Below are 15,582 nucleotides of genomic sequence, written 5' to 3' on the forward strand. Positions count from 1 at the left end.
CACATGAAAAAGCTAATCATTATCGTAACACTATTAATTTCAGGGTTTGTAAGTGCACAAACTAATTATGACAAAGGCATGCAAAAAGCTTTCGAACTTTGGAGTACTAACCAAGCAATTGAAGCATCAAATTTATTTGAGCGTATTGCTACCGCAGAACCAGATAATTGGTTGCCACTTTATTATGCTGCACAAATAAATATAACCAGTAGTTTTGGAGAAAGAGACGAGCAAAAACTATCTGCAAAACTTAAAAAAGCACAAAATTTAATTAATGATGCTACAGCGATTTCAAAAGAAAACCCAGAAATACTGGTTTTACAAGCTTTATTACATACCGCTTGGGTGGCTTTTGATGGTGCTACCTATGGCATGACACTCTCTGGTAAAGTTGTTGAGCTTTATACAAAAGCCAATATGCTTGCGCCAAAAAATCCAAGAGTGGTGTATTGTAAAGCAGAATGGGATATTGGTGGCGCTAAATATTTTGGACAAGACACTACACCATTTTGTAAAGATCTTCAGCGTTCCTTAGAACTTTTTGCTAACTTTAAACCAGAAACAGTATTTCACCCTAATTGGGGAGCAGACCGTGTAAAAATGCTATTAGAATCTTGTGAAAAGTAAGCACATTATATAAAAACTATTATGAAAAAATATATCACCATTACAATTATTATTGGATCTGCTGTTTTCGTAATTGGCAACCTGTTCTCTGGTGGATTCAATTTTAAAAATGTTAATGAGTTTTTAATCGATTTTAGTTTTTATCAATTGTATTCATTCGTTTTAGGTTTTTCCAATATGTATTTTTTCGGTTATATGGAGCGCCGGAACTGGAAAAAGAATGATACGTTAAAGCGCTTAATTATCGGTATTCTTGGTGCAATTATTATTACATTAATTGGGTTGTTTTTACTTAGAGCTTCCATAGCCATAGTTTATAGAGGTATTAGTTTTAATCAATTTCTATCCACCGAGCAGTTTAGGTATTATCAATTTGGTTTATGGGTAACGCTAACCATCGTTGTTATTTTTCATGTTATTTATTTTTATAATAAGTATCAACAAAACCGAATTAAAGAACAAAAAGTTATTGCAGGAACGGCAAGTGCAAAGTTTGATGCTTTAAAAAATCAATTAGACCCGCATTTTCTATTCAATAGCTTAAATGTATTAACCAGTTTAATTGAAGAGAATCCAGACAATGCACAAAAGTTTACCACCTCATTGTCAAAAGTATATCGGTATGTTTTAGAGCAAAAAAACAAAGAATTAGTTACCGTAGATGAAGAGTTGCAATTCGCAAAAACCTATATGTCATTACTCAAAATGCGATTTGAAGATAGTATTGTTTTTACTATGCCAGAGCAGGCCTCTAACCCAGATGCTAAAGTGGTGCCATTGTCATTACAATTGTTGTTAGAAAATGCAGTAAAACATAATATGGTAACCTCTAGCAAGCCCCTTAAAATAAAAATCTATGAAGACCAGGGTAGTTTGGTGGTAGAAAATAATTTGCAACCTAAGCAAATAGTTAAAAAGAGTACTGGTGTGGGCTTAAGTAACATAAAACAGCGTTACAATTTATTAACTAACAAAAAAGTAAACATTAATAAAGAAGCAAGCCGTTTTGCAGTAGCAATACCAATGCTTACTAAAAAAACATCGATAATGAGAACAGAACAAACATCGCCACTAGACGATAGCTATATGCGAGCACTAAACCACGTAGACGAGCTAAAAGGCTTTTATTATAGCCTCATTTCCTATTGTTTAGTCATACCATTTTTAATTTTTATAAACTACAAAACCTATTGGGGCTTTCAATGGTTTTGGTTTCCCATGTTCGGTTGGGGCATAGGTTTAACAATTCAAGCTTTTAGAGTTTTTGTTAACGATGGCGCATTTGGCAGAAATTGGGAAAAGCGTAAAATGGAAGAATATATGAACAACGAAGAAAATAATTGGGATTAAAAATTTAAAGATTATGCAAAGATTACCTGATTTTGAGACAGACAAAAAATACGCAAGAGCACGTAAACGCATTGAAGAAATAAAAGGATTTTATCAGCACCTGCTTGCCTACTGTTTATTTGTGCCATTTATAATTTTTATTAACTATCATACCTATTGGGACTATAAATGGTTTTGGTTTTCAGTAATAGGTTGGGGTATTGGTGTAGCCATTCATGGCTTTATAATTTTTGTACACAAAGGTACGTTTGGAAGCAAGTGGGAAAAACGTAAAATTGATGAATTGATGCGTAAAGAAGAAAATAAGTGGGATTAAAAAACTAAGATTATGGAAAATTATAAATTAGAACCTTACGAAAATAAAGATCATAGAAAAGAACAAGCCTATGTACGTGCCAAAAAGCGCGTAAAAGAGCTAAAAGGCTTTTATTGGCATGCCTTCTGGTATGTTGCAGTAAATATTTTTATCGTGTTCATGATTGTGTCTAACGGTGGTGATTTATTCCATTTCGGCACCTATTCAACCGCTCTTTTTTGGGGGATTGGTTTGGGTTTTCACGCGCTAGGTGTATTTGGTAAAAATGTCCTTTTTAACAAATCTTGGGAAGAAAGAAAAATTAAAGAATACATGGATAACGATAAAGAACAATGGAAATAATACAATTTGGGCGTTACCCAAGAGTCGGGCTTGAAGCCTGTCTTGAGCGCAGACGAAAGGTAACTAGTTTTGGCTCGATGCACGCCTAGCCAAAAGCCTAACCAAATTAACCCCTAAGTTCTAACAAACTTTTATTTTAAATTAAATAATATAACAACCCATGAACGTAATTATTATAGAAGATGAAAGACCATCCGCAAGACGTTTACAAAGGATGCTTCAAAAGTTAAATTTAGAAACCCAGATTATGCTGCATTCCGTTGAAGAATCTATCGACTGGTTTCAGAATAATCAACATCCAGATTTAATATTTCTAGACATTCAATTAAGTGACGGACTATCGTTCGAGATTTTTGAAACTATCGATATCAAATCAGCTATTATTTTCACAACAGCTTATGATGAATATGCGCTTCAAGCTTTTAAGTTAAATAGTATCGATTATTTATTAAAACCTATTGATGAAGACGATTTAGCAACCGCAGTAAAAAAGTATCAGGAACGCACACCACAAAAACAAGCTGTAACCTTAGACTTTAATGATATTAAAAAACTATTGGTTAATCCTTTAGATCGTGAATACAAAAAACGATTCTCAGTAAAAGTAGGGCAACATCTAAAACTCATAAATATAGATGAGATAGAGTGTTTTTATAGCGAAAACAAAGGCACATATTTATACACCACAGAAGGTAGAAATTATCTTTTAGATACAACGCTAGAGCATTTAGCAGACGAGCTAGAACCTCAAACCTTTTACCGAATTAATCGAAAATTCTTTGTAAACATCAATGCTATAAAAGATATGATAAGTTATACTAATTCAAGACTACAAGTAAAATTAAATTCTTATAGCGACCAAGAGGTTATTGTAGCTCGAGAGCGTGTCAAAGATTTTAAGGCTTGGTTAGAATAATTTTCTTGAACTTTTTTAAGTTGTAATATAAATTTATTCAAAAACAACATCGTCTATAAAAATATCTTGCCTACTTCGATAACTACTCGAAAAAATAGTGAGTCCAGACCTAATACAACTTAAGTCTAATTTTTTAACACTAAATGAGTATTTTTCCCATTTGGTAGAGAGCTTGATTTCTTTAGATTTTTTTGCTGTATCTGGATAGGGTTTGTCTTTGCCAATAAGACCAAAACCAATAGTTGCTACAACATTGTTTTTACTGGATTTTGCCCAAAAGCTAAATCTTTTTGCTCCAGATACGTCATAACCTCCAAGTATGTCGCCCCAATCATTTGCAGGATTTACTAAGCCCAATCCATACCAATCGTATTCTTGATTGTAACTAATTTTTAAAGCTGCCTTTCCAGAATGTTTATCACTTTTATGTTGTGAGTCTACTGTCATAACTTTATAATTCCCCATAAAAGCTGAAGCTGTATAAGGCTCATTTTCAACATCTTTATAAACGTAAAAAGGTAAATTGACTTTTGGTACGAGATATTTGCGTTTTTTTGCATCTTTATCTTTTACAACAATCCCAGTGGAGGCAATACCAACATTATTATATGTGTCTTTTACAAAAACATATACTTTTATTGGACCATCTTCCTTTGGTAATTGTATTTGAAAACTATTGGTTATATTTCCTCGAAACTGCAACGCATTTATTTGATCGCGACGTTTACGGCTACCTGTTCGCTGGTTGTAACTAAAACGCACCTGTAAAACGTCGTTTTCTATATCCGCAATATCTAAATCAACCGAAACCCATGAGCCGCTGCTAACTGTATCCTTTGGCAGGTTAAATGATTTAATTTCTGGTACATGATTAATGGGTTTGTTAGCCGTATAAGCTTCGCGTATTGCCCAATATTGTGGCCTTGTCATATTGTTGTAATGCGTGAATAACCAAGGTGCAATAAAATCTTGTCCTGAAGCGTAATGAAACACAAACACACCCAAATTTGCTGGCTTATTTTTTATCCAGTTGTTATAACCGTTTAAAATAGCATCATATTTCTGATGGTCATTGGGCTCTACTTTTACGCCACTAATTTCCTGTTTAATGTCCCATTCTCCAGTAATACCAAATTCTGTTAATATATAGGGTTTGTCAATGCCTTTTTTATCGAGTTCATCAGCGAGTAAGTTCGCTCCTGGGCCATAACTGTTTAAGCCATAAATATCGAGAGAAGGCACGTACTTCTGCCACCAATCCAATCCAAAAGTCCATGCTTCAACAGACGTTATAGGATGAGAAGAATCTTTTTGTTTGATGGCACTACAAATGCGTTCTAATAATTTCGAATAGGCCATTTTTTCTTCATCTGTTGCCGTGTTTAAGTAGACTTCATTACCAATACCCCAAGTTAAAACTGCAGGATGATTTTTATACTTTTCAACAACATCTAAAGCATTTTGAAACATGTCTTCTTTACCTTGAGTGTTTTCTAGATAATTAAAACGATCATCATCTTCCATTCCCGGACGACCATGACGCATCCATATACCAAGCATAACTTTAATGCCATTTTTATGAGCAAATGCAAGTAATTTGGGTGTGTTTTCTCCAGTAGCCCAAGTTCGAATCGTATTTACACCAAGAAACTTCAAATCTTTAAAATATGCATCATAATTGGCTATGTTTTTGTCAAAACCAAAAGTCACTCCTTTAACCATATAAGGTTTTCCATCCACAATTAATTCCCAATTGCCATTATTTTTTTCAATAATAGTTTGAGCATAAATATTTGGGATATTTATAAAAACCAGAAGAACAAAGATTAATTTAATTTGATTTTTGCTCATGTTTTAGAATTTGTAAATGTAGATCAATGATTCTATGATAAAAAAACCGTTGCAAACTTTTAGCTATATGAAAATTCTTATAAAAGGTTAAAATATTTATTTCTTAACCAGCCTACGCATAGCAACCCATTGTTTAAGCATAGCTTTTGCATTTTGAGCAGGATAACCTAAAACAGTTTCGCCGGCTTTAATATTATTCATAACACCAGAACCAGCCCCTACAGTTGCCCCAGATTCTATAATAGTGTGGTCTTTAATAGAGGCACTTCCTCCAATAATAACTCCATCACCCAAAGTTACAGAGCCTGCAAGTCCGCTGTGTCCTGCCATAATGCAAGAGCGTCCCATGACACTATTGTGCGCTATTTGTACAAGGTTGTCTATTTTACAGCCATCACCAATAATGGTACTACTAAATTTAGCGCGATCTACACAAGAGTTTGCGCCAATTTCAACATAATGTCCAATAACAACGTTTCCAATTTGCGGTATTTTTGTTAATCCACGACCATCATCACTTGGGCGATAACCAAAACCATCAGCACCAATACTCACATTGGTATGAAAAATACAATGGTTACCTATTATACAACGTTCTCTAATTACGGTTCCAGACCAAGCTATCGTATTGTTTCCGATAGTGGTTTCGTCAAAAACACAAACATTAGGATAAAGAATGACGCCTTTTCCAAGAATAACGTCTTTACCAATATAACAATTAGCGCCAATTTTACAGCCATCTCCAATTTTAGCAGTTTTGTGGATTACAGCTGTTGGATGAATATCTGTTTCAAATACTGGTGCTGGCGGGTTAAATAATTCTAATACTTTAGCCATAGCCAAATCGGCATTCTGCACTTTTATGATGGCACGATTATCACCAGGTTCTAAAGTTAAATTATCATTGACTAAAACAGCAGAAGCCTCAGAATCATCCCAATATTTTAAATATTTACTGCTACCTATAAAGGTGATATGGTTTTTTTTAGCGTTTTGAAGTTGTTCCGGGCCTTCAATTAAGTTGGTAGTATTACCAATTAACTCCCCTTTTAATAAGTCGTTAATTTCTTGTATAGTATAAGATGCCATGTAGTTTTTTTTAGTGTATTTGTAAAACTACTAGAAAAAAAAGAGAAATTAGAGTTTTTATTCTTCAATTCTATTCTCGTCAAAAGCAGAGGGTAATAATTTCGGAATAAATTTAACCACTAAAGGTAATAGTAATGCACCACCAGGAAGTAAAAATATAGCAAGACTAGGTATCGATTTAAAAATGTCAAGTAATTGATCTTGTACTTTTTTTTGTTCTTCTTTATTCAAATCTCTAACGGTTGATTGGCTAATTAAAACCATAAGTTCTTTACTATCTTTTAATTCTTGATATAAACGTTTACTGTTTCTAGTAATGAGCTTATTAACCATTTTACTAGAGTTGTTATAAAAGCTTTGTACCACATTTTTTGAACTCAAAAGCGCAATGTTATCTTTGTTTACGGTATAAAATAGATTAACCGCTTTAATAGATTGCTGTGTTTTGGAAAAACTTAGGTTTAAATCTTGACCGAGTTTTTCTAAAAAATGTTGCTCTTCAACATCAATCATCTGGTCACTCCAAGTTGCCATACATGCTAAGTCTAAAATGTAATATTTCTCAAGCTGAGTTTTTACATTTTTAATAGATTTTTTATAATTTAAATGTGAGTTTTCTTGATAACGTAAAGAGGATTCAAATAATTTTATTAAGCTTTCATCATATTGGTTTTTTGTTTCTTTAGAGTTTAAAACATCAAGCGATATTGAAGTAATGGAAGCTTCCATATTTTTTAAATAATCTGTGGAAATTTTAAGATTTTGTAGGTAAGCTTTATAAGCTAATACATCCACAAATAAAAGTGCATTTATTATAAAATAATTAAAGTTTTTGGTAAGTAAATTGGCATCAATCTGGATGCGCTTATGAATTATTTTTTCTAGTTGTTCACTAGATTTTTTTTCACCTAATAAATCTTTAAAGAAAGAGGTTTTAATATCATTAATACTTGCGTAAAAACTATTAACACTTTCAACAAAAGATGTTTTACAATGTGAATTATAATACGTGTAATATAAGGCTAAGCATAAATTAGTTTTACAAAGTTCTTCTTCTGTAAGATCCTTTTTGTGTATTACCTGGTTAACAACATCTAGGTTGCTGCCATAAATAAAACCACATGCTCTTAAAGAATCATAAAATAATTCTTCATCATATTTTAAAAAGCGACTATTTGCTCCAATTTCTTTAAGGAGCTTTTTAATCCAACCTGCAGATGATGGGTTCATAGTTCAATTATCATATAGATTGTAAAAGTAAACTTTTAGTTGAATATGCAAATTAATTTTTAGCTAAGAAAGTTTTTAATCAACAAAAATCGCTTCTAATTGCTTCACTAGTATTTCCATATCAATATCAGATCGGTTTGTTAGTATAGAAATAACGACACCTTCTTTAGGATACATTAATAGTATTGTGGTAGCCCCAACACCACCACCAGTATGATAGTATTTATGGGTATTGTTTTTTGTGTATTCAACAGAAAAACCAATACCATAACCCGTAATTTTTCCAGATTTCAATATTTGGGAAGTCAACATTTCAGACAACGCTTTTTTAGAAACTGTTGTAGGCGAAATTATTTCTTCTCCAAATTTGATTAGGTCTTCTGATGTCGATAAAAAACCACCGCCAGCAACTTTATATTCGTTTGCAACAGGAGTTGAAAGCACGCGTTTTTTTCTGTAAAAATCACTTGTATTTGGAACGTCTATTTCAGAATCATCTAACATGGTGTTAGTCATTCCTAAAGGTTTAAAAACAGTATTTTTTACTAAATCATTAAAATCTGTTTTCGAAATTTTTTGCATCACTTCACTTAGTAAAACATATCCAAAAGTATTATAAGAAAACTGAGTTGAGGGTTCAAATAAAAGCGGATCGTTTTTAAACAATTTCACGCCTTCAGTAATTGATATCTTTTTATTTATAGTAAACTCATTGCCTTTGTAATGTCTTATTCCTGCAATGTGTCCACCTAATTCTCTAATGGAAAAAGCATATTTTTTTTTCGGATAATCAGGCAGATACGTGTAAATGCTTTCATCTAAATTAATAGAATTATTATCTATTAAATTTGCAAGGGCTAAAGCTGTAATTGATTTTGAAATACTAGCAATTCTAAAAAGTGTTTTTGATGGATTAACTTTAGTTTTTGGTTTACGTTTGGCATATCCAAAGCCTTTAGACCATATTAATGTCTCATTTTGAGATACAGATATGGACATTCCAGGTATACCTTGTTGGCGCATAAACTTTTTAGCACGCTTTCTTGCGGTATTAATTTTTTTATCAACAAGGGTGTCTGCGTTGAGGTTAAATCCAGCTGAAGTCAAGAATAATATTAAAGAAGTTAAAATATGTTTCACGGATATATTAAGTATGTTTTACGAGTTTTTTTGAAGCGTTCTAAGTCATCTTGCCATGTTGCTTTTATAGCTTCCTCAGATAATCCAGCTTCAATTTGTTTTTGGAGTTTATTAGTTCCTGCATGTTTTGTAAACCCATCGGTTAAGAAAAAAAGTGATTTATCTGTTGTGTTTTCATAGGCTTTAATAATCCATTTCAAAGTCATTTCATCTTTAATAGTAGCATTACTTAAATCTTCACCATAACACAATTCACTTTTATGTTTTGGATGTTTAGCTCCAAAATTTGCATGAGGTGTATACGTAAACGTCATAGTTTCAGGATTTAAAAAAGGTGCTCCATAACGTTGAAATTGAAATTCTGTTCCGCGTCCAGCATTTACATTAGTGCCTTCAAATAAGCCCAAACTTGGATACAATTTTATGGATTGGTCATTAGGAATGTTTGGGGAGGGTCTAATTAAAAGACTATAAGTTTTATTATGTGTGTAATTAGCACACGGAATAATCGTTATATCACATCGCGCTTCATTTGATAGCCACTTTTCTCCATTAACCATTTGTGCATATTCACCAATGGTCATGCCATAAACTAAAGGAATTGGATGCATGCCTAAAAAGCTTTGATGTTGTTTTTCCATAGTTGGACCATCTATATATTGCCCATTTGGGTTTGGTCTGTCTAAAATTAATACAGGAATATTGTTTTCCGAACAAGCTTCCATAAGATAGTGCAAGGTTGAAATATAAGTGTAAAAGCGTACTCCAATATCTTGAATATCAAAAACTACAATATCTAAACCTTCAAGTTGTTCCTTAGTAGGTTTTTTATTTTTTCCGTAAAGAGATACAATAGGTAGATTAGTTTTAGTATCAATATCATCTTTAACTATTTCACCAGCATCTACACGACCCCTAAAACCGTGTTCTGGAGAAAACACTTTTTTTACGTCCATATTTAGGGCAACCAAAGAATCAACTAAATGTGTATTAGTGTTATCATTTTTAAATATTACTGAGGTCTGATTCGCCACAATTCCAATACGTTTTCCTTTCAATAAAGGCAAATACATTTCAGTCTGGTTGGCACCAACAACTATCGAACTATCATTTTCAAATTGATTAGGTACCTCAGTTTCTTCATTCAAGCCGTTCTTTACTTTAGAAGCACAAGAAATCATTACCAAAACAATCCCTATAATTATTGGGAAAACTGTATTTTTGAAAACATTAAATTTCATTAGCAACTTTGAATTACGAGTTTTTTTTAGCTAAACGCATTATTGGTAGTAAAGCGTATAAAAGTAGCATATCGGCACCAATAATAAAAATTGGTATCGCTGCAATTGCTATTGGAATTATTGTTATGATGATTGCTATTGCAACAGGCATTGGCTTACAGCAAAAAATACGCGATAAAGTGGTGGCATTTAATGGTCATGTAACCATTACAAATTACGATAATAATAACTCACAAGAGAGTGTTATCCCAATATCAAAAACCGAAGATTTTTATCCAGATTTCAAAGCTGTAGAAGGGGTTCGCTATGTGCAAGGTGTAGCCTCAAAATTCGGAGTAATCCGAACCGAAACTGATTTTGAAGGCCTGTATCTAAAAGGCGTAGGAGCAGATTATAACTGGGGTTATTTTAAAGAGTTTCTTATAGAAGGAAAACTCCCAGACTACACACAAAAAAGAAACGAAGATGTACTTATTTCAAAATATTTAGCAAACAGATTACATTTTAAAGTGGGTGATAATTTTCAAATGATATTTGCGAAAAACGACCCTGAAAAGCTTCCAAATATTATTACTTATAACATTGTTGGCATTTACAATTCAGGATTTCAAGAATTAGATGCACAATACCTTATAGGAGATATTCGTCATTTACAACGTATCAATAGGTGGGACAAAGACCAAGTAGGCCATTTTGAAGTTTTCATCAACGATTATAGTACCCTCGATAAAAAGGGTGCGGAAATTCATCAAAATATATCCTCGCTATTAGACTCTCAAACCATAACCGATAAGTATTATTCTATATTTGAATGGATTAAAATTTTTGATAAAAATATTTATGGCATAATCGGCATCATGATACTTGTTGCAGGTATAAATATGATAACCGCATTGCTCGTTTTAATCTTAGAACGAACAAAAATGATAGGCGTTTTAAAAACACTAGGCAGCAGTAATTGGAGCATACGAAAGCTTTTTCTATACAATGCTTCGTACCTCATATTATTAGGTTTATTGTGGGGTAATATTTTAGGTTTAGGCTTATTATTTGCACAAAAGTATTTCAAACTTTTCCCGCTAGACCCAAGCGTGTATTATGTAGCCGAAGCACCAGTTTATATCAGTTTAGGGTATATTTTAGCCCTAAATATTGGTACTTTAATTTTGTGTTTGCTCATGCTACTTGTGCCATCGTACATCATCACAAAAATTTCTCCAGTAAAAGCCATTCGGTTCGATTAATTAATTTTTTATGGCGTTACCACAAGGGGTCGGGCTTTTATTCAGGCATTTATATTTAAAATTCATGAACATAAATGTTTCGTTACAAGTCCTCGCACCTCCTTTGTCGGGCTGTGGGCTTTCTACTGCAATCCCTAACGCGAATTTAAGCTACTATTTAATCCTTTTAGATTCAATGGAGTGATAGAAAAAGACACTTTAAACAAAGAAAAATAATTAAAAATCGAGCAAGTAATTGGTTGCTTAAAAAAACGTATAACAGCTATTTTAAAACAATGTTTTCAATTTCAAGGTTAAAAACTTCAGCGTTCTTGTTGCCAATTAAAAAAGCAATCATTTCCATTTGTTTTCCTGAAAAATTAGGGGTGTCTAGTTTTCTGCCACGAAATGCAGGATACATATTTTTAAATGGAATTTCTATAGTTTCCCAATCTTTAGAAGTATCAAAAGAAACCACATAAGAGTAATAGTCTGAATCATTTTCTTTTATTCTAAATTGATAGGTTTTACCATCACCTTTCAATTTAATACAAACCTTAGAGTAGGGATCAGTTTTTTTGGTATCAAAACGATATTGCACCATCGAAAAACCACCATTATTTTCTAACGAAACATCTCCGAAAAAAAAACCATTACCAGCGTCGTTAATTTTAAAATTACCTTTAGAGCGCCCCCCCATAACAACGTCGTCAACAATTTTCCAATTAGAAATATCGCTTTTAGAATCAAAATCAAATAGAGTCATAGGGTTTTGTATTATTAGTAAAATTAACAGTACTAAATTCTTCATTTAATTTGTCATATTTTATTGACTCAAGTTAATGAAATAGTAACTATTGAATAATACCCGCACAACTTACACGTGCACCAGCAGCTCCAGAAGGTTGCGATGTTAAATCATCAACACCAGCGTGCACTATAATCCCTTTTCCAAGAATATCTTTAGTGGCATCACCACAACCAATACACCATTCATCTGTAGTAAATGAAATCGTACCGTTTCCATTTTCATCAGCCGTAAAATTGCCTATATCCCCTTTATGAAAACCAGTTTCTGCGCCCCATTTACCATGTGGTTGTGCTGTAGGATTCCAATGACCACCAGCAGATTTTCCATCAGGAGAGGAGCAATCAGAAGACGCGTGAATATGGATGGCGTGTTCTCCTGGTGTTAAACCACTTATTATGGCAGTCATACTAACTTCACCACCTGCTTCTTTAAAAACCACATTACCGCTTACGCTACTACCGCTTTTAGCGTTTAAAGCTATTTTTATTTTTTTAGGTGCAGTTACTGCAGTTTCGATAACCTCAGTTTCAACAGTTTTTACTTCTTTCTTTTCTTTTTTACAAGAGGTGAAACCTATGGCTAGTGCTATTAGTAGGATACTTAATTTTTTCATTTTTTTTGTAATTTTTATTTATCGAAAGTTAAGATATTAATAACTGAATTGCAAGAGTTACCATGATATATGTCATATTTTAAATTAAATAATTACTATAATTTTGGTATAGAATTGTTAGGTATGTTAAAATCATTAGTCAATAAATATAATATTGCGGGTCCTCGTTATACGAGTTATCCAACGGTTCCGTATTGGAATCAAGAGTCGTTTTCGCTAAAAAAGTGGAAAAGTTCATTAATACAATCTTTTAAAGAAAGTAATGCAAAAGAAGGGATTAGTTTATATATCCACCTACCCTTTTGCGAAAGCCTATGTACATTTTGTGGATGTAACAAACGGATTACCAAACAACATAGTGTAGAGTCTCCATATATACAAGCCGTTTTAAAAGAATGGCAATTGTATTTAGAATTATTTGATGAAAAACCCCTGATAAAAGAATTGCATTTAGGTGGCGGTACACCAACCTTTTTTAGTCCAGAAAATTTAAAACATTTAATAATTGAAATTCTAAATACTTCTGAATTAGCAGTAGGCTACGAGTTTAGTTTTGAAGGTCATCCAAATAATACAACTCGTGAGCATTTGCAGGCTTTATTTGATGTTGGTTTTAGACGAGTAAGTTATGGCGTGCAAGATTATAACGAAACCGTACAAAAAGCTATTCATAGAATTCAGCCCTTTGAGAATGTAAAGAAAGCTACAGAATTAGCTAGAGAAATAGGATATACATCCGTGGGGCATGATATTATCTTTGGGTTACCGTATCAAACGATAGAACATATTGAAGAAACCATTTTAAAAACCAAAGCGTTACTTCCAGACCGATTAGCATTTTATAGTTACGCACACGTGCCGTGGATAAAAGGCAACGGACAACGTGGGTTTAATGATGAAGATTTACCTTCTGCCGAAGAGAAAAGAAATCAATATGAGTTGGGAAAAGAATTACTAGCAGAGGTTGGATACAAAGAAATAGGTATGGATCATTTTGCTTTACCTACAGATTCGCTTTATAAATCTATGATAGATGGCAAATTGCATAGAAATTTTATGGGTTATACCGCTTCAAAAACACAAAGTATGATTGGTTTAGGCGTGTCATCAATTAGCGATAGTTGGTATGGTTTTGCCCAAAATGTTAAAGGTATTGAGGATTATTATAACTTACTAGATAATAATATTATACCAGTTTATAGAGGTCATATTTTAAATAATGAAGATTTAATAATTCGTAAACATATTTTGAATTTAATGTGCCAGTTTGAAACCTCTTGGACAAAAGAAAACCTGTATTTTAAAGAGTTACCAGACGCTTTAATTCAATTAAAAGAAATGGAAAAAGATGGGTTGATTCAAATCCATTCTAATACTATTAAAGTCACCAAAATCGGACAGCCATTTATTCGAAATATATGTATGGCGTTTGATGTGTTACTGCAACGTAAGCAGCCTAATACGAAGTTATTTTCAATGACTGTTTAATTAAAAATATATTCATTGATTTTCAAAATTAATTATTACTGTTTAAATTGTCATTAACTTGTAAACCGGAACCTAAAAAAATAAACCATGAAAAAAATTATTATACCTATAGATTTTTCTGAACATTCAGAATATGCACTTAAAACGGCAGCAAAATTAGCTAAGAAACATAAAGCAGAATTGTTGGTTTTACATATGCTAGAAATGTCTGATATTATGCTATCGGCTTCAGATGGACTTCAAAATCAAAAAGCAGCATTTTTTCTTCAATTGGCAGAACAGAAGTTTAACAAATTTTTAGATAAAGATTATTTATCAGATGTAAAAATTACACCATTAATCAAACATTTTAAGGTGTTTAGTGAGGTTAATAATATCGCTCTAAAACAAGATGCAGACTTAATAGTTATGGGCTCTCATGGTACAAACGGTTTAGCAGAGTTTTTTGTTGGATCCAATACAGAGCGTGTGGTGCGAAATGCTAATATTCCCGTATTAGTGGTTAAAAATAATGTATCTGATGTTAATTTTGATGTGATTGCCTTTGCTTGCGATTTTTCAGAAGAAACTATAAAGCCGTATTTAAATGCTGTGAAAATGTTCGATAATGTAGGTGCTAAAGTATATATGGTTCATGTAAATTTACCTAACGAAAAGTTTATGAGTTCTTTAGAAATTGAAAAGAAAGTGGTTAATTTTTTCGCTAAAGCAGAAGGTAGTTTAGGGAAATTAGAAGATGTCCAGTATGTATCTGATTATACTGTAGAAGACGGGATACTAAATTGTGCTAACAAAATAGGCGCAGATTTAATAGTTATGCCAACACACGGCAGAAAGGGACTTGCACATTTCTTTGAAGGTAGTATTGGTGAAGATGTAGCAAACCATTCTACATTGCCTGTAATGACGTTTAAAATATAATTAGCTTGATGTTTCAGTACATAAGTTTTAAAATTATGTAGCTTTTATTTTAGGACGGGGCATAATAAAGAATAACGTGTTTGTGTAAGGGACGTTGTGGTTTTTACATTTCAAATTAGATCTTTAGCAGACTTCAAATTTTGATAATAAATAGGTCACTCTAAAAACAAAAGCCCCTTAAAAAGTGTAGGCTTCCCTTAATTAGAACTGCTTAAATTTCTAATATTATCAAATTTATTATTTTTAATTCTAATGGAGCTAGCTCCATTAGAATTAATTTCTACATATTTTACTGGAGGTATTTTTCCTAATGCATCATGAGGTCTAAAATGATTATAATCATCCATCCATATTTGTGTTTGCACTCTAACTTGTTCTATGGTTTCAAAAATATATTTATTTAAAACACCTCTTCTATAGCTTC

Annotated in this window: 16 protein-coding genes; 8 read left to right on the forward strand and 8 right to left on the reverse strand. The window is 32.6% G+C overall.

Going from position 1 to position 15,582, the window contains the following annotated elements:
* The first annotated feature begins 3 nt into the window (after positions 1–3).
* The 5 genes from P8K68_RS00620 (at position 4) to P8K68_RS00640 (ending at position 3,551) form a co-directional block, all read left to right on the forward strand.
* Positions 4–627, forward strand: a complete 624-nt coding sequence (locus P8K68_RS00620) for a hypothetical protein (RefSeq protein ID WP_300247172.1) — start codon at positions 4–6, stop codon at positions 625–627.
* Positions 628–648: 21 nt separating this feature from the next.
* Positions 649–1,977, forward strand: coding sequence for a histidine kinase (locus tag P8K68_RS00625; protein ID WP_300247174.1), 1,329 nt, complete (start codon positions 649–651; stop codon positions 1,975–1,977).
* Positions 1,978–1,990: 13 nt separating this feature from the next.
* The gene (locus P8K68_RS00630; RefSeq protein WP_300247176.1) at positions 1,991–2,293 is read left to right on the forward strand and encodes a 2TM domain-containing protein; all 303 of its coding nucleotides are present in this window, start codon (positions 1,991–1,993) and stop codon (positions 2,291–2,293) included.
* 12 nt (positions 2,294–2,305) lie between these two features.
* On the forward strand, positions 2,306–2,635 hold the full coding sequence (locus tag P8K68_RS00635) for a 2TM domain-containing protein (protein ID WP_300247178.1): 330 nt from the start codon (positions 2,306–2,308) through the stop codon (positions 2,633–2,635).
* Positions 2,636–2,795: 160 nt separating this feature from the next.
* Entirely contained in the window at positions 2,796–3,551 is a 756-nt protein-coding gene (locus P8K68_RS00640; RefSeq protein WP_300247180.1) for a LytTR family DNA-binding domain-containing protein, read from the forward strand.
* A 33-nt stretch (positions 3,552–3,584) separates the two neighbouring features.
* On the opposite strand, the gene P8K68_RS00645 is transcribed toward P8K68_RS00640, so the two are convergent.
* From P8K68_RS00645 to P8K68_RS00665, 5 genes are all read right to left on the reverse strand, one after another.
* Positions 3,585–5,402: a glycoside hydrolase family 2 TIM barrel-domain containing protein gene (locus tag P8K68_RS00645; protein ID WP_300247182.1), complete on the reverse strand. Its 1,818-nt coding sequence runs from the start codon at positions 5,400–5,402 to the stop codon at positions 3,585–3,587.
* A gap of 96 nt (positions 5,403–5,498) precedes the next feature.
* Positions 5,499–6,491 carry a UDP-3-O-(3-hydroxymyristoyl)glucosamine N-acyltransferase gene (gene lpxD / locus P8K68_RS00650; RefSeq protein WP_300247184.1) on the reverse strand — a complete coding sequence of 331 codons (993 nt, stop codon included), beginning with the start codon at positions 6,489–6,491 and terminating at the stop codon, positions 5,499–5,501.
* A gap of 57 nt (positions 6,492–6,548) precedes the next feature.
* The gene (locus P8K68_RS00655; RefSeq protein ID WP_300247186.1) at positions 6,549–7,721 is read right to left on the reverse strand and encodes an LETM1-related biofilm-associated protein; all 1,173 of its coding nucleotides are present in this window, start codon (positions 7,719–7,721) and stop codon (positions 6,549–6,551) included.
* A 75-nt stretch (positions 7,722–7,796) separates the two neighbouring features.
* Positions 7,797–8,861, reverse strand: a complete 1,065-nt coding sequence (locus tag P8K68_RS00660) for a serine hydrolase domain-containing protein (RefSeq protein WP_300247188.1) — start codon at positions 8,859–8,861, stop codon at positions 7,797–7,799.
* A complete protein-coding gene (locus P8K68_RS00665) occupies positions 8,858–10,102 on the reverse strand; it encodes a DUF1343 domain-containing protein (RefSeq protein ID WP_300247190.1) in 1,245 nt (414 codons plus the stop codon). Before P8K68_RS00665 ends, P8K68_RS00660 begins: the two co-directional genes overlap by 4 nt.
* An 8-nt stretch (positions 10,103–10,110) precedes the next feature.
* Between P8K68_RS00665 and P8K68_RS00670 the strand changes: the two genes are divergently transcribed.
* Complete coding sequence (locus P8K68_RS00670) at positions 10,111–11,346, forward strand: FtsX-like permease family protein (protein ID WP_300247192.1); 1,236 nt, start codon at positions 10,111–10,113, stop codon at positions 11,344–11,346.
* Between the two features lie 262 nt (positions 11,347–11,608).
* On the opposite strand, the gene P8K68_RS00675 is transcribed toward P8K68_RS00670, so the two are convergent.
* Positions 11,609–12,136 (reverse strand): CIA30 family protein, encoded by a 528-nt coding sequence (locus P8K68_RS00675; protein ID WP_300247194.1) that lies wholly within the window; start codon positions 12,134–12,136, stop codon positions 11,609–11,611.
* A gap of 43 nt (positions 12,137–12,179) precedes the next feature.
* On the reverse strand, positions 12,180–12,749 hold the full coding sequence (locus tag P8K68_RS00680) for a superoxide dismutase family protein (RefSeq protein ID WP_300247196.1): 570 nt from the start codon (positions 12,747–12,749) through the stop codon (positions 12,180–12,182).
* A 123-nt stretch (positions 12,750–12,872) separates the two neighbouring features.
* Between P8K68_RS00680 and hemN the strand changes: the two genes are divergently transcribed.
* Both hemN and P8K68_RS00690 read left to right on the forward strand, forming a co-directional pair.
* Complete coding sequence (hemN, locus tag P8K68_RS00685; RefSeq protein ID WP_300247198.1) at positions 12,873–14,237, forward strand: oxygen-independent coproporphyrinogen III oxidase; 1,365 nt, start codon at positions 12,873–12,875, stop codon at positions 14,235–14,237.
* 87 nt (positions 14,238–14,324) lie between these two features.
* The gene (locus tag P8K68_RS00690) at positions 14,325–15,158 is read left to right on the forward strand and encodes a universal stress protein (RefSeq protein ID WP_300247200.1); all 834 of its coding nucleotides are present in this window, start codon (positions 14,325–14,327) and stop codon (positions 15,156–15,158) included.
* Between the two features lie 197 nt (positions 15,159–15,355).
* Here the strand turns inward: P8K68_RS00690 and P8K68_RS00695 are convergent.
* Positions 15,356–15,582, reverse strand: a 227-nt coding sequence (locus tag P8K68_RS00695) for an integrase core domain-containing protein (protein WP_300247202.1), incomplete at its 5' end; no start/stop codon positions are given.

The sequence above is a fragment of the Algibacter sp. genome (genome assembly GCF_029245835.1).
Lineage (GTDB): Bacteria > Bacteroidota > Bacteroidia > Flavobacteriales > Flavobacteriaceae > Algibacter_B.

What these genes read in the sequence shown, in the direction of transcription:
- P8K68_RS00620 (WP_300247172.1), top strand. Translation starts at nt 4, where the DNA reads ATGAAAAAGCTAATCATTATCGTAACACTATTAATTTCAGGGTTTGTA.
- P8K68_RS00690 (WP_300247200.1), top strand. Translation starts at nt 14,325, where the DNA reads ATGAAAAAAATTATTATACCTATAGATTTTTCTGAACATTCAGAATAT.
- P8K68_RS00640 (WP_300247180.1), top strand. Translation starts at nt 2,796, where the DNA reads ATGAACGTAATTATTATAGAAGATGAAAGACCATCCGCAAGACGTTTA.
- P8K68_RS00630 (WP_300247176.1), top strand. Translation starts at nt 1,991, where the DNA reads ATGCAAAGATTACCTGATTTTGAGACAGACAAAAAATACGCAAGAGCA.
- P8K68_RS00645 (WP_300247182.1), bottom strand. Translation starts at nt 5,402, where the DNA reads ATGAGCAAAAATCAAATTAAATTAATCTTTGTTCTTCTGGTTTTTATA.
- P8K68_RS00655 (WP_300247186.1), bottom strand. Translation starts at nt 7,721, where the DNA reads ATGAACCCATCATCTGCAGGTTGGATTAAAAAGCTCCTTAAAGAAATT.
- P8K68_RS00680 (WP_300247196.1), bottom strand. Translation starts at nt 12,749, where the DNA reads ATGAAAAAATTAAGTATCCTACTAATAGCACTAGCCATAGGTTTCACC.
- P8K68_RS00665 (WP_300247190.1), bottom strand. Translation starts at nt 10,102, where the DNA reads ATGAAATTTAATGTTTTCAAAAATACAGTTTTCCCAATAATTATAGGG.
- hemN (WP_300247198.1), top strand. Translation starts at nt 12,873, where the DNA reads ATGTTAAAATCATTAGTCAATAAATATAATATTGCGGGTCCTCGTTAT.
- P8K68_RS00675 (WP_300247194.1), bottom strand. Translation starts at nt 12,136, where the DNA reads ATGAAGAATTTAGTACTGTTAATTTTACTAATAATACAAAACCCTATG.
- P8K68_RS00625 (WP_300247174.1), top strand. Translation starts at nt 649, where the DNA reads ATGAAAAAATATATCACCATTACAATTATTATTGGATCTGCTGTTTTC.
- P8K68_RS00635 (WP_300247178.1), top strand. Translation starts at nt 2,306, where the DNA reads ATGGAAAATTATAAATTAGAACCTTACGAAAATAAAGATCATAGAAAA.
- lpxD (WP_300247184.1), bottom strand. Translation starts at nt 6,491, where the DNA reads ATGGCATCTTATACTATACAAGAAATTAACGACTTATTAAAAGGGGAG.